The organism is Longimicrobium sp., from assembly GCA_036377595.1.
Lineage (GTDB): Bacteria > Gemmatimonadota > Gemmatimonadetes > Longimicrobiales > Longimicrobiaceae > Longimicrobium.
Map to the genome: position 1 here is coordinate 85,502 of DASUYB010000198.1, position 13,628 is coordinate 99,129.

Annotated in this window: 11 protein-coding genes; 8 read left to right on the plus strand and 3 right to left on the minus strand. The window is 70.2% G+C overall.

Annotated elements, in window-relative coordinates; translation table 11 throughout:
* Positions 1–29: 29 nt before the first annotated feature.
* Positions 30–296: a GlsB/YeaQ/YmgE family stress response membrane protein gene (locus VF092_31330; GenBank protein ID HEX6751829.1), complete on the minus strand. Its 267-nt coding sequence runs from the start codon at positions 294–296 to the stop codon at positions 30–32.
* A 197-nt stretch (positions 297–493) separates the two neighbouring features.
* Between VF092_31330 and VF092_31335 the strand changes: the two genes are divergently transcribed.
* The 6 genes from VF092_31335 (at position 494) to tcmP (ending at position 5,885) form a co-directional block, all read left to right on the plus strand.
* Positions 494–898, plus strand: coding sequence for a hypothetical protein (locus VF092_31335; protein ID HEX6751830.1), 405 nt, complete (start codon positions 494–496; stop codon positions 896–898).
* A 113-nt stretch (positions 899–1,011) separates the two neighbouring features.
* Entirely contained in the window at positions 1,012–1,530 is a 519-nt protein-coding gene (locus VF092_31340; GenBank protein ID HEX6751831.1) for a low molecular weight protein-tyrosine-phosphatase, read from the plus strand.
* Complete coding sequence (locus VF092_31345; GenBank protein ID HEX6751832.1) at positions 1,527–2,486, plus strand: fructosamine kinase family protein; 960 nt, start codon at positions 1,527–1,529, stop codon at positions 2,484–2,486. Before VF092_31340 ends, VF092_31345 begins: the two co-directional genes overlap by 4 nt.
* A gap of 101 nt (positions 2,487–2,587) precedes the next feature.
* Positions 2,588–3,247 carry a hypothetical protein gene (locus VF092_31350; GenBank protein ID HEX6751833.1) on the plus strand — a complete coding sequence of 220 codons (660 nt, stop codon included), beginning with the start codon at positions 2,588–2,590 and terminating at the stop codon, positions 3,245–3,247.
* A 193-nt stretch (positions 3,248–3,440) separates the two neighbouring features.
* On the plus strand, positions 3,441–4,988 hold the full coding sequence (locus VF092_31355) for a phospholipase D-like domain-containing protein (protein HEX6751834.1): 1,548 nt from the start codon (positions 3,441–3,443) through the stop codon (positions 4,986–4,988).
* Between the two features lie 48 nt (positions 4,989–5,036).
* A complete protein-coding gene (tcmP, locus tag VF092_31360; protein ID HEX6751835.1) occupies positions 5,037–5,885 on the plus strand; it encodes a three-Cys-motif partner protein TcmP in 849 nt (282 codons plus the stop codon).
* Here tcmP and VF092_31365 read toward each other — a convergent pair.
* Positions 5,882–6,682, minus strand: coding sequence for a phage Gp37/Gp68 family protein (locus tag VF092_31365; protein ID HEX6751836.1), 801 nt, complete (start codon positions 6,680–6,682; stop codon positions 5,882–5,884). The genes tcmP and VF092_31365 overlap by 4 nt on opposite strands.
* A 106-nt stretch (positions 6,683–6,788) precedes the next feature.
* Positions 6,789–8,435, minus strand: coding sequence for a M1 family metallopeptidase (locus tag VF092_31370; GenBank protein HEX6751837.1), 1,647 nt, complete (start codon positions 8,433–8,435; stop codon positions 6,789–6,791).
* An 822-nt stretch (positions 8,436–9,257) separates the two neighbouring features.
* On the opposite strand from VF092_31370, the gene VF092_31375 reads away from it, so the two are divergent.
* Positions 9,258–11,450, plus strand: coding sequence for an ATP-binding protein (locus tag VF092_31375; GenBank protein ID HEX6751838.1), 2,193 nt, complete (start codon positions 9,258–9,260; stop codon positions 11,448–11,450).
* A 540-nt stretch (positions 11,451–11,990) separates the two neighbouring features.
* On the plus strand, positions 11,991–13,619 hold the full coding sequence (locus VF092_31380) for a M6 family metalloprotease domain-containing protein (protein HEX6751839.1): 1,629 nt from the start codon (positions 11,991–11,993) through the stop codon (positions 13,617–13,619).
* Positions 13,620–13,628: the final 9 nt, after the last annotated feature.

Consider the following 13,628-nt stretch of genomic DNA (forward strand, 5'->3'; position numbering starts at 1 on the left):
GGGGACCGGGAGATCGGCGGCGGCGCGGCTCAGGGGTAGCGCCGTCGCCCCGCGCCGGCCAGGAGGCGGAGGACGAACAGCAGCACGATGGCGCCGATGAAGGCGACGAAGATGGTGCCTGCCAAGCCGCCGAACGGGGTGCCCACGTTCAGCAGGCTGAACAGCCAGCCGCCCACGAACGCGCCCACGATGCCCACGATGATGTCGCCGATCAGCCCGTAGCCGATCCCGCCCATCACCACCGACGCCAGCACGCCGGCGATCAGCCCCACCAGGATCCACATCAGGATACCCATGGCCAATCCCTTTCGCTTGAGGGTCCGACGCTGAACGGGGCAACCGCCGTGCCGACTCCGCCGGCGGTGAAACGCGGATCGGCATCTCCTCGTATCGTAAGCGCCTGCGGCAGAACGAGCTGCGGGATTCGATGGATCGGTCGACGAGCGCGCCGGATGACGGCGCCGACACTTCTCTCCGAAGGAGCGAACGAGCGATGGAAGAGCAGCTTTCGTCCCACGAGCGGCGCGGCGCGGGCGGCACCGAGGGCGGCGTGGCCACCTTCTTCGTGGGCGTGGCGATGGCGGCGGCGGGCGCGTACCTCCTCACCAGCCGGGTGACGGTGGTCAGCGGTGCGTGGCAGATCTGGGGCTACAGCGGCTTCGGGCTGTCGCTGATCCCGCTGATGCTGGGGATCGGGATGCTGTTCTACGACGGCCGCTCGCTCCTGGCCAAGCTGCTGATCCTGGTGGGCGTGGTGATCATCATCGCCGGGATCATCTCCAACCTGAACGTCTATTTCCAGCACACGCCGCTGTTCGCGGTGGTGATGATGCTGGTGCTCCTCTGCGGCGGCGTCGGCCTGGTCCTCCGCTCCATCCGCCCCATGCGCGGCGGTTGACCATCCTCGCTGGCGACGAACGACGGGGCGCGTCCGCCGGGTGGCGGGCGCGCCCCGTGCCGTTGTACGATGCCGCGCGGCACGTCGAACGAAGAACGGGACGAGAGAACGAGATGGAGCAGCTGAAGCTGGTGGACGACGGGACGTGGCAGCCGATCCGCGTGCTGTTCGTATGCCTGGGCAACATCTGCCGGAGCCCGCTGGCGGAGGCGGTGTTCCGGCACCTGGTGGCGGAGCGGGGATGGTCGGACCGCTTCGAGATCGACTCGGCGGGGACGAGCGGATGGCATCGCGGCGCGCCGCCAGACCGGCGCAGCGCCGAGACCGCGCGGCGGCGGGGAATCGCGCTCACGGGCGCCAGCCGCAAGGTGACGGCGACGGATCTGCGCCGTTTCGACTACGTGATCGCGATGGACGCGGAGAACCGCGAGGCGCTCGACGAGTTGCACGCGAGCACCGGCGGCACCGCCGAGGTCCGCCGGCTGCGCGAGTTCGAGCCCGGCGCGGCGTCGCTCGATGTGCCCGACCCCTACTATGGCGGCCCGCGCGGTTTCGAGGACGTGCACGACATCGTGGAGCGCGCGTGCGCCGGGCTGCTGGCGCGCATCGCCACCCAGCGCGGGCTGCGGTGACGCTTCCCGCCGCCGTGCACGCCGCCGTCGAGCGGCGGGTGGGAGCGATCCGCTCCGTCTCGCCCGTCGGCGGCGGGTGCATCAGCGAGACGTACCGGGTGGAGACGGGGGATGGCGCCATCTTCCTCAAGCATCATCCCGCCGCGCCCGACGGCTTCTTCGCCGCGGAGGCCGACGGGCTGCGCGCCCTCCGCGCCGCCGCGGGCGATGCGCTGCGAATCCCCGCCGTCGTCGCAATCGACGATGGAGATGATGCCTCTCGCGGAGACGTGGAGAATGCGGAGGAAGATGGTGGCACCTCCGCGTCTCCGCGTCTCCGCGTGAGTCCAGGAGGATGCTGGATCGCGCTCGAGTGGCTGGAGCCGGGGCAGCGCGGCCGCGACTTCGGCGAGCGGCTGGGGCGGGGACTGGCGGCACTCCACCGCGCGGGCGTTGCGGGGGGATGGGGATGGGAGCGCTCGAACTTCATCGGCGCGCTCCCGCAGGAGAACGAATCCGCGGCGACGTGGGCGGAGTTCTGGCGCGACCGCCGCCTCCTCCCGCAGCTCCGCCTGGCCGCGGAGGCGGGGCGCGACACCGGGCCGCGCGGGGAGTGGGATCGCCTCTTCGCCCGTCTCCCCTGGCTGCTGGCGGACGTGGGGCACGACGCGCCGTCGCTGCTGCACGGCGACCTGTGGGGCGGAAACGTCCTCTCCGCGTCGGGTGATCCGGCGCTGATCGACCCCGCCGTCTACCGCGGCCATCGCGAGGTGGACCTGGCGATGACGGAGCTGTTCGGCGGCTTCGATCCGCGCTTCTACGGCGCGTACGCCGAGGCGTGGCCGCTGCGCCCCGGCTATCGCGAGATCCGGCGCGACATCTACCAACTGTACTATCTCCTCGCCCACGTCACCCTCTTCGGCGGCGGCTACGGCGCGCAGACGCTGGCGACGCTGCGGCGCGTGCTCGCCGCGTAGGCGTCCGCCGACCTCGTCACGAAAGCCTTTGACCGGAGCCCCTTCGCCCTTATCCCTTCGATTGCGTGACCAACATCCGTTCACATCCTCCCCGTCCTCCCATGAGCACCGCCACCACCCTCCCGTTCGCCGGCCGCCATCCCGTGCTCGCGTCCGTCCTGCGCCACCTCCTCGGCTTCGCCGTGCTCGCGGGCCTCATCGCCCTGAATCGCTGGATCTTCGCCGAGTGGCTGGGCGCAGACTACCTGGGCTGGTACCGCGCGAACGCCGACAAGCTGTCGTTCACCCTGGCCGTTGCCGCGATCGTGTGGGGCGAGCAGATGGACCGCCACACGGGGCTGATCGGCACCAACCCGCTGGACCAGCTCGGCTCGTACCTGCAGCTCATGGGCGTGACGCTGCTGACGCTCGGCACGGGGTGGAGGTCGCGGAGCGGCCGCGTCTCCGTGTTCGATGTCCTGCTCGGCGCGCCGGTGATGGCCGCGTTCGTCGTGGCGGTGCTGGCATGGCTCGTGTTCGTCGCTCCGCTGCAGTACTTCGTGCAGCTGGTCTGCGGCGCGCCCGCGCGCGTCGCCCTGTATTCGGACCGCAGGACGATCATTCGCTGGGACCAGGTGAAGATGGAGACGAAGGAGGTCGCGCGGATGGAGGAGACGCCCGAGGGGTGGTGGGGCTCGGTGTTCGCGGAGAAGCCGGTGAAGGTCACCACGGCCTTCGCCACGATGCTGATGGTGGCGCTGAAGGCGCTGCACGTGCTCTGAGATCCGATCGCCACTCGCGATCCGGCGAAGCGGCCCTGCGCGACCTGCGCGGGGCCGCTTTCCCGTCCGCGGCGCGACGGTTGCTTCCATCCCCCTTCGTTCGTTCCTACATTCGGACAGCCGGGCGCACTGGTACAGGGATGGTATGGATGCCGGGCGCACTCCCGCACTTCCGCACTCACGCACTCCCCAGGTGAGCGAAACCGTCCCGCCGCCGCAGCCCGTGTACGTGCACCACCGCATGCCGCCGCCGCAGGGCAACTCCGTGGCGGTGCGCACGCTGGTGCGCTACGCCGAGCGCGCGATGGAGCGGGCGACCGACGCGCCGCAGGTGCGCGGCAACACCGCGCGGCTGCTGGTTGACGGCACGCAGGCGTTCCCCGCCTGGCTGGCGGCCATCGAGGGCGCGCGCGACTGGATCCACCTGGAGAACTACATCATCCGCGGCGACCGCACGGGGCTGCGCTTTCGCGAGGCGCTGTGCGACCGCGCGCGCGACGGGGTGAAGGTGCGCGCGCTGTTCGACTGGATAGGGTGCTGGGCCACGCCCGGGCGCTTCTTCAAGCCGCTGCGCGACGCGGGGGTGGAGGTGCGCTTCTTCGCCCCGCCGCGGGCCACGAACCCGCTCGGCTTCCTCCGCCGCGACCACCGCAAGGTCGTCGCCGTCGACGGCACCTGGGCGTCGGTGGCGGGGATGTGCATCGGCGACGAGTGGGCGGGCCACCCGGAGCGTGGCATCCCCGCCTGGCGCGACACGGGCGCCGAGTTCCGCGGGCCCGTCGCCGCCGCCCTCGACGTAGCCTTCTCGCGCACCTGGGCCATCGCCGGCGCGCCGCTCCCCCCGGGCGAGATCCCCGACCCGGAGCGCGCCCGCGCCGTCGGCGACGTCTCCGTGCGCGTGGTCGAGGGGGTGCCCGCCAAGTCCCGCATCTACCGGCTGTCGCAGTTCCTGACGCTGGCGGTGGAGCGGCGCTTCTGGATCACCGACCCCTACTTCCTCGTCCCCCCGGCCATGGCGGAGGCGCTGTCGTCGGCCGCGCGCACCGGGGTGGACGTGCGCGTGCTGCTGCCGGCGTTCAACAACTGGCCGATCGTGGGGGGGATGAGCCGCGCGGGGTACCGGCCGCTGCTGGAGGCGGGGGTGAGGATCTTCGAGTGGGAGGGGCCGATGATCCACGCCAAGACCGCGGTGGCCGACGGCGTGTGGTCGCGCGTGGGGAGCAGCAACCAGAACCTGGCGTCGCTGCTGGGCAACTGGGAGCTCGACGTGGCGGTGACGGACCGGCACTTCGCCGCGGCGATGGAGGAGCTGTTCGAGAGCGACCTGGCCAGCTCGGTGGAGATCAAGCTGCTGAGCTCGCGCGTGTCCCGCAGCCCCTACCGCGACCGCCGCACGGCCGAGCGGGTGCTGGTGGAGAACCCGCACGACGAGCACAAGCCCGGACGCGCCGCCGCCCGCGAGGCCCGCGCGCGCTCCTACCGCGGCACCGAGCTGGGGCGCCTGCTCGGTCGCCTGTCGCGTGCCGGCTCGGTGCTGGTGCGCGCGCTCATCGGCGAGCGGCTGATCGGCAGCGAGGACATCGGCTGGATCGCGATCGTGGCGCTGCTGCTCTTCCTCGTCTCGGCCGTGGGGTTCCTGTTCCCGAGCTGGCTGGCCTGGCCCGCCGCCTTCTTCATCTTCTGGATCGGCGTCGCCGCCCTGATCCGCATCGCCACGCAGCGAAAGCCGCCGGAAGGGTGACATCCCCCGTCCGGTGACGGTTCAATAGACCCACCCCGTGACGATCCAATGGAATCCATCTACCAGAAGCTTCCGCCGGCGGAGCCGGATGAGCTGCTCGCGCCCGAGGTGGGTGAATGGTCGAAGCAGAAGAACCTTCGGCTGTGGACCTACCTGAACATCTTCACGACGGGGATGAAGAACGCGCACGAGCAGCGGGTCTACGTCGACCTGTTCGCCGGTGCGGGGAAGAACCGCGTGCGTGGAACCGGAGAGTGGCTGCTGGGCTCCCCGCTGCTCGCGCTCAGTGTCCGTGACCAGTTCAGCCGCTTGATCTTCTGCGAAAAGAACCCCGAGAAATGTGAGGCACTGCGCACGCGTGCGAACCGGATCCGTTCGGATGGCGTCCACGTGCTGAATCTCGATGCCAATCTGGATGACATCGTGGCGGTGGACGAGCTTATCCCGCGCCGCAGCACGCTGACTTTCTGCTTCGTCGATCCTTACGACATCGACTTCAACTTCAGCCAGCTGGCGCGCCTCTCGACGAACAGGCGGATGGACGTGCTGGTCTTGCTGGCTGTGCAGATGGATGCGCGCCGGAACCTCGCCACGTACGTTCGCGAGGGGAACAAGAAGATTTTGAGGCTGCTCGGGCGAGACGACTGGCGGCCGGAGTGGGCTGCGGCTGAGCGGGAGGGGATGCCGTTCGCGAGGTGGCTTACGAACGCGTTTACGGCCGCGATGCAGGGGATTGGCTATGTACGCCCGAAGGATACGGATATCCAGACCGTCACCTTGAAAGACGCCAGCAATGTCGGACTCTATTATCTGGCCTTCTACAGCAAACATGAGCGTGGCTACGACCTCTGGCGGAAGGCCGTGAAGTCCGCCACTGAGCAAACTTCCCTCTTTTAGGCTACAGCAGCCAATTCAGCGGGTTTTTCTCTCAACGAAGTGGGCATCCCGTCCCACGTTTCGCCGTCCAGCATGCGCCCGCCGGCCTTGGGCGTGCGGCCGCCCCACTGCTTGAAGAAGAACGCGACGTTGCCTTCGTCGCACCGGTCGCGGACCAGCGTGACCCACTCCGGCTGCATCGGGCGGTGATTTGCGCCGCTCTCGCCGCCGGCAATCACCCAGTGGATGCCTTCCAGTAATCCGTCGAGGTCCAACCTCCCGATCAGCGGTTCGCACGAGAGAAAGCGCACCCGCGCCGGCAGTTGGCGCAGATGCGCGATGCGGTAGTCGACATCCTGATTCTCGACGCTCGTTCCCATCCAGATGTGCGACGGGATCTCGCCGGCTGGGAAAAGGTCCCGGTTCAGCTTGAACCACCGCACGGCGCGCGAAGGCCGCTTCGTGAGAACCTGGTAGATGTGGCGACTTTCCCTGAGCATCACCTCGAAGATCTGTCGCACGAACGCATCCGGCACGTCCACGTGGAATAAATCGGACATGCTGTTCACGAACACCATCCGCGGCTCGCGCCAGCGCGCGGGATCGCCCAGGCGTGCAGGCCAGAGGCGCACCGCGAACGGGTCCGCGTCGTTCTGTTCGCTACGCACTACCGGGAGCTGGCGGAGGTAGACGCTGGCGAGACGGACATGCGCCAGCGTGTACGCGTAGCAATTGTCGCAGCCCGCGGAGACCCTGGTGCAGCCGGTCACCGGGTTCCAGGTGGAATCGGTCCACTCGATCTTGCTGCGCTCTCCCAAGCCGATCTCCCTTCGTAAGGGTCTCGTCCACGCTACCGAAGAACGGCCGAAGCGTCAAGCTTTTGCTTGCCGCTCCGGCCGTTTGGCATCTGATCCTGCCGCTCTGCTACTGCGTGACCGGCCGCGTCTCGACGTAGAAGTTGTGGTCGACGGCGAAGTCGGTGGGGCTCGCCAGGCCGAACCGCGTGGTCTGCCACTCGGTGGTCGGGCGGAGCATCGTCATCCCCGTGCCGGTGACGCGCGCCTTCACGGGCATGTCGAAGCCGGGGACCACGTTCGCCCACCGGTAGCGCAGCGCGGAGCCGGAGATCCGGTACTCCAGCACCGGCACCCGCGTCGTCTCCAGGTACTGCTGGAAGACCTTCGAGAGGTCGATCCCCGACTGGCGGCTGATGTAGTCGCGGACCTGCATCCCGGTGACGGTCTGGTGGCGGAAGGTGGACTGCAGGCTGCGCAGGATCCCCCGCCACTTCTCGTCGTCGCCGATGATCTGGCGGATGGTGTGCAGCATGTTGCCGCCCTTGTAGTACATGTCGCCCGAGCCCTCGGCGTTCACCCCGAACGGCGCCACGATGGGCACGTCGTTCTGGATGGAGGCGCGCGTGCCGATCACGTACTCGGCGCCGGCGTCCTTCCCCTGCTGGCACTCGGTGTACAGCCCCTCGGCGTAGTTGGCGAACGACTCGTGCACCCACATGTCCGCCAGGTCCTTGCTGGTGATGCTGTTGCCCCACCACTCGTGCGCGCTCTCGTGCACGATGATGAAATCCCACTGCAGCCCCCGCCCGGTCTGCGACAGGTCGCGCCCCATGTAGCCGTTCACGTAGCGGTTGCCGTACGCCACCGCGCTCTGGTGCTCCATCCCCAGGTGCGGCGTTTCCACCAGCTTGTAGCCGTCCTGGTACCAGGGGAACGGGCCGAACCAGTGCTCGAAGCACTTCAGCATCGGCTTGACCTGCGAGAACTGGCGCCGGGCGACCTCGAGATGGTACGCCAGCGGCCAGTAGTCCAGCGTCAGCGTGCCGCCCTCGCCCGCGTAGGTGTCGGAGAAGTGCGCGTACCTCCCCGCGTTGACGGCGATGTCGTAGTTGTTGATGGGGCTGGAGATGAACCACTCGTAGGTGGTCGAGCCGTCGCGCTCGGGGCGGGTGGCGCGCAGCCGTCCGTTGGAGATGTCGGCCATCCCCCGCGGGACGTTGATGGCCACGCGCTGGCTGTCCGGCTCGTCGGCCTGGGTGTCCTTGGTGGGCCACCACGCGCTGGCGCCCAGCCCCTGCACCGCGGTGGCGATCCATGTCGCGCCGGTGCTGTCCGCGCCCCACACGAAGCCGCCGTCCCACGGCGCGTGCCGGGCCGCGCGCGGCTTGCCGTGATAGTAGAAGCGGAGCGTGTTCGTGGCCCCCGCGCGCTGCTCGGCGGGGAGGGTGACGAAGAAGGCGTTGCCGTCGCGGCGGAAGGTCAGGCGGTGCCCGTCCTGCACGATGCTGTCGGCCACCAGCGGCGTCTGCAGGTCGATCTGCATCTCGCGGCCGGGCTGGAGGGCGCGGTAGGTGATGCCGTTCCACCCGCTGATGCTGCTGTCGGCGGGGCTCACCTTCACGTGCAGGTCGTAGAACGTCGCATCCCACCACGCGCGGGCGGGGCCGATGGAGCCGCGCAGCGAGTCGGCGTGGGTGAACGCGCGCGGCGGCTGCGCCTGGGCGGCGGCCGGCACGGCGAGCAGGAGTGAGGCGAGCAGGGCGATTCGGCGCATCGGTGCGTTCATGCGAGCGTGTGGGAGACGGACGGTGGTACAGAATGCGGCGCCGCGGGCGATCCGTCCACCCGCGGGGGACCGTCGATGTACCCATCCGCCCGCGATTCCTTCCATCCAGGGGACGAATCGCGGGGGATGCGGTGCGGACCGATGCGGCGCATCCATCGAGGTGCACTTTCGATTTCATCTCCAATCCCTGATCTCATACCAATTCCGAGGATTCGGTGTGTATTCCGGCATCTTCAAAAGAATGACTCACACGGAGGAAACGGAGGTAACGGAGGAATTCCGATCGCGTTCAGTTCCTCCGTTCCCTCCGTTCCCTCCGTGTGAGATTCTTCAGTTCAGGAACATCGGAATGCACGGTGAACCCCGAGAAATGGTCCCAATCCAATCCCCCAATCCCCCAATCTCGCCGACCACGATGCGAATCGTCCCATGCCATCAGTTCTCCGCGCCTCCGCGTCTCCGCGTGAGATTCAGCGATGCCAGGACCAGACGTGCAATCCGATAGCGGACCGGGTGTTTCCTCCTTATATTGCAACTCCTGACATCGTAACCGGTTGTGGCCGCCGGAATCTCCCTGGCGCGAGGCCGGGCCGACGCCGCTCGCGTGCGACGTCGCCCCCACACGGAAGCAGCCTCCCACTCGGCTGCTGACGCGGCGCAGGCGCCGCGTCCGAGGCACCACCGCAACGCCCGGGACGCCCCGCGGCGGGCGCATTCCATGCGTCTACGCTGCTCCGTGGCAGGTGTGGCGATTGCTGGGGCCGCATGAGGTCAGCCTTGCCCCCACCATCAAAGACCAAAGCTGGGTGCATGTCGCCCGAATCTCCCCTCCGCACGCAGATCACCGACGCCCGCGGGCGCGTGGCCGACCTCCGCCGGCGCATGGAGGAGGCCGGGCTCACCACCGATCCGGTGGGACGCGAGGTGCTGGAGGAGCTGCTCGTGGCCCTCGAGGAGCTGGAGGTGAGCGACGAGGAGCTGCACGCGCAGAACGAGAGCCTCGTCGCCAGCCAGCTGATGCTGGAGGCCGAGCGTCAGCGCTACGCCGACCTCTTCCACTTCGCCCCCGACCCCTACCTGGTGACCGGCCCCGACGCCACCGTGCGCGAGGCCAACCGCGCCGCGGCCTCGCTGCTGGGGATCGCCGGGCGCGCGTTCGCCGGCAAGCCGCTGAGCGTGTTCGTGGACCGCGACGAGCTGCGCGCCTTCCGCGAGCAGGTGAACCGCGCCGCGCGCGGGCACCGCATCGAGGCGTTCGAGGTGACGCTCGTGCCGCGCGACGGCGACCCGGTGCGCGTGGCGTGCACCGTCGAGGCCGAGGCGCGGCCGGGGCTCGACGGCCCTGTGCTGCGCTGGCTCCTGCGCGACATCACCGAGCGCCGGCGCGCGGACGAGGCCGAGCGCCGCGCCGCCGCCGAGCACGCCGCCCGCCGCGCGGCCGAGGAGGCGCACGCGCGCCTGGCCGCCGTGCTCGAGGCCACGTCCGACGCCTTCTACGCGCTGGACCCCGAGTGGCGGCTGACCTACGTGAACGGCGTGGCCGAGCGGCTGTGGGGGCGCGAGCGCGGCTCCATGCTGGGGCGCACGCTCTGGGAGGTCTTCCCCACCGCCGCCGATTCGGAGGCCGCGCCCGCGCTGCGCCGCGCAATGGAGCAGCGCAGCGCCGAGCGGGTGGAGATGCGGTCGCGCCAGCTGGGCCGCTGGTTCGAGGTGCACGCCTTTCCCACGGGCGACGGGCTGTCGGTGTTCTTCCACGACGTGGAGGAGCGCCACCGCCGCGAGCAGGGCGAGCGCGTGCTGGCCGCCGCGGGCGAGGCGCTGGCCGGCGAGCTGGACGTGGAGGCCATCCTGGGAGGCCTGGCCCGCGCGGTGGCCGAGGAGATGGCGGACTGGTGCGTGGTGCACCTGCACGACGAGGGGCGCCTCGGCGCCTGCGGCATCGCCCACGCGCGGCCGGAGCGCAGCGACGCCCTGGCCGAGCTGCTGCGCCGCGTCCCCCTCGACCCTGCCGGGCCCAACCCCGTGGCGGTGGCGATGCGGACCGGCGTGCCGGCGCTGCTGGAGGGAACCGACGACGTGCTGGCGGCGTCGTTCCCCGACGCAGCGCAGCGCGATGCCGCGCGGGAGATGGGCGCCGCCTGGGCCGTGGTGGCGCCGATGCAGGCGCGTGGGCGCACGCTGGGCGCCGTGACCCTGGTCCGCGGCGGCGAGGCGTACGACGCCGACGACCTGGCGCTGGTGATGGAGCTGGCGCGGCGCGCCGCGCTGGCGGTGGACAACGTGCGGCTGTACGAGTCGGCGCGCGCGGCCAGCCGCGCCCGCGAGGAGGTGCTGGCGGTGGTCAGCCACGACCTGCGCAACCCGCTGAACGCGGTGCTGCTGGCCAGCATCATCCTCGACGAGTACAGCGACACCGAGCGCTGGAGCGCGCGCGAGCGCCAGCAGGTGCGCACCATCCGCAACGCCGCCGAGCAGATGGGCGCGCTGATCCACGACCTGGTGGAGGTGGTGGCGCTGGAGTCGGGCGCGCGCGTGCTGCACCTGGACCGCGTGGAGACGTCCAAGGCCATGCGCGCCGCGGCGGAGATGTACGACGGACTGGCGGCGGAGAAGGGGATCGCGCTGGTGGTGGACGCCGCGGCCGACGTTCCCGACGTGCGGGCGGACCGCGCGCGGCTGCTGCAGGTGCTCAGCAACCTGCTGGGGAACGCGCTGAAGTTCACCCCCGGCGGCGGCTCGATCACCGTCGGCGCCGCCCGCAGCGGCGACGCGGTGGGCTTCTACGTGGCCGACACCGGGCCGGGCGTGGCCCCGCACGACCTGCCGCGGCTGTTCGAGCGCTTCTGGCAGGGGAAGCGCGGCGCCGGCCTGGGCCTCGGCCTGGCCATCGCCAAGGGGATCGTGGAGGCACACGGCGGGCGGATCTGGGTGGACAGCTCGCCGGGCCGAGGCAGCACCTTCTTCTTCACCATCCCCATCCAGTCCGGCGACAGCTCATCCTGAAGTCTGTGATCTCCGTGCCCTCCGATGAATACTGGCTGCCGCAATTGATTGTGCATTCCGATCGAACTGTCATTCCGAGCGGCGCCGCTGCTCCGAACCTTCAATCGCGCTGATGCCAGGCGGCGCCCGAGGAAACTGTGGCATGCGTCCGAGCGACAGGCGGCCTGTGGCTCGGGAGCCGGCCACAGATTCCTCAGGCGCCACAGCTACGGCATTGAAGGACAGGGCGGCGCAGCGCCTTCGGAATGACATTCACTTCCCCATGCACAGTTGATCCGGAGATGACATCAAGATTGTGAGACGCGACCGGCGTAAATCCTCTCCGGCAGTCCGCGCCGCTGGAGACAATTCACCACACAAAAGTTTGCGTGCGTTTCTCCATCCCGTCGTGCATCATGGATGCTGACGGCGCACGCGCCGCCTCTCCGGGCCGGTCCACCACGGGAAAATCTTCCCGCCCCGGCCCTCAGATCCGTTCACCGGGATTGCCGCACCGGCGATTCCGGCCACGCCCCATCTCCCTTCCCCTGGAGGTTCCCCATGCACCGCTGCCATGCCCCCCACGACCTCTGCATGATCCCGCCGCACCCGAAGCTGCGGCAGAAGATCGACTCGGAGTTGGAGAAGGTGCGCGAGGTGGCGCCGGACCTGGCGCCGCTGCTCCGCGCCGGCCACCCCGACCGTCCCGGCCTGAACGACGGCCTGATCCTGCCGGGCGACCGCTTTCCGGCGGGCACCCCGCTGCAGGCGGTGCGCAGCGCGGCGCTGGAGCGCGCGCCGCTGCGGGGCGCCCTGCGCGTGGTGGTGGTGCTCGTCGAGTTCGCGGACAAGAAGCTCGACGCCTCGCACGGGAAGGCGCACTTCGAGGAGCTGTTCTTCGCCCGCGGCACCGGGCGCAGCGTGCACGACTACTTCGCCGAGGTCAGCGGCGGGGCGGTGGACGTGATCGGCGAGGTGGTGGGGCCGTACCGCCTTCCCCGCCGCCTGTCCGAGTACGCGCACGGCGCCTCGGGGATGGGCACGGCCGAGCCGAACGCGCGCACCATGGCGCGCGACGCCGCCGAGGCGGCCAACCGCGACGTCGACTTCAAGCCGTACGACAACGACGGCAACGGCTTCGTCGACGCCTTCATCGTGGTGCACGCCGGCGCGGGCGCCGAGGTCACCGGCCGCAGCGGCGACATCTGGTCGCACAAGTGGGTGCTGGCGCGCGGCGAGTACAACGCCGACGGCACGCGCATCTACGCCTACCTGACGGTGCCCGAGGACGCGCGGCTGGGCGTGTGCTGCCACGAGCTGGGGCACCTGCTGTTCGGCTGGCCCGACCTGTACGACACCGACGGCTCGTCGGAGGGGCTGGGCAACTGGTGCCTGATGGCGGGCGGCAGCTGGAACGGCGGCGGCGACATCCCCGCGCACCCGTCGGCCTGGTGCAAGGCGCAGCAGGCGTGGGTGAAGGTGCTCAACCAGACGGCCGACGCCACGCTCTCCATCTCCGACGTCAAGTCCGCCCGCACCGTGTACCGGCTGTGGAAGGACGGCGCGGTGGGGAACGAGTACTTCCTGGTGGAGAACCGGCAGCGCAAGCTGTTCGACCGGCAGCTCCCCGGCGACGGGCTGCTGGTGTACCACGTGGACGACGCCGTGGCCACCAACGACGACGAGCGGCACCCCAAGGTGGGGCTGCTGCAGGCCGACGGCCGCGGCGACCTGAACGCCGGCCGCAACCGCGGCGACGCCGGCGACCCCTTCCCCGGTTCGGCCGGCAACTCGCAGCTGACCGGGGCCACCACGCCGAACACCAAGTCGTACAACAACGTGGCCACCGGCGTGGCGCTCACCGCCATCTCCGCGCCGGGGCCGGTGATGAGCGCGAAGGTGTCGGTGCGCTCGGGCACCGCGCCGCCGCGCCGCCGCTTCCGGCTGTTCGGGGCCGAGGCGCAGGGCGGGCACGCGGGCGCCGGCGTGACGGAGGAGGTGCGCGAGCTGGTGGTGGAGCTGTACCATGCCATCGGCGCGGGCCGCGACGGCGGCCATGCGGACGGCGACGAGGGGTGGCGCGACAGCGTGGAGGACCGCCTGGCCGCGGTCGAGGACGCGCTGGGCGTGGGCAGCGCCCCGGACACGGTGGAGGTGGGCGACATCCCGATCGTGGCGTCGAGCTCGTGAGCGGCGCCC

Excerpts from the sequence above, each read along its gene's own strand:
- VF092_31340 (HEX6751831.1), top strand. The coding sequence starts at position 1,012 with ATGGAGCAGCTGAAGCTGGTGGACGACGGGACGTGGCAGCCGATCCGC.
- tcmP (HEX6751835.1), top strand. The coding sequence starts at position 5,037 with ATGGAATCCATCTACCAGAAGCTTCCGCCGGCGGAGCCGGATGAGCTG.
- VF092_31370 (HEX6751837.1), bottom strand. The coding sequence starts at position 8,435 with ATGCGCCGAATCGCCCTGCTCGCCTCACTCCTGCTCGCCGTGCCGGCC.
- VF092_31335 (HEX6751830.1), top strand. The coding sequence starts at position 494 with ATGGAAGAGCAGCTTTCGTCCCACGAGCGGCGCGGCGCGGGCGGCACC.
- VF092_31330 (HEX6751829.1), bottom strand. The coding sequence starts at position 296 with ATGGGTATCCTGATGTGGATCCTGGTGGGGCTGATCGCCGGCGTGCTG.
- VF092_31380 (HEX6751839.1), top strand. The coding sequence starts at position 11,991 with ATGCACCGCTGCCATGCCCCCCACGACCTCTGCATGATCCCGCCGCAC.
- VF092_31375 (HEX6751838.1), top strand. The coding sequence starts at position 9,258 with ATGTCGCCCGAATCTCCCCTCCGCACGCAGATCACCGACGCCCGCGGG.
- VF092_31350 (HEX6751833.1), top strand. The coding sequence starts at position 2,588 with ATGAGCACCGCCACCACCCTCCCGTTCGCCGGCCGCCATCCCGTGCTC.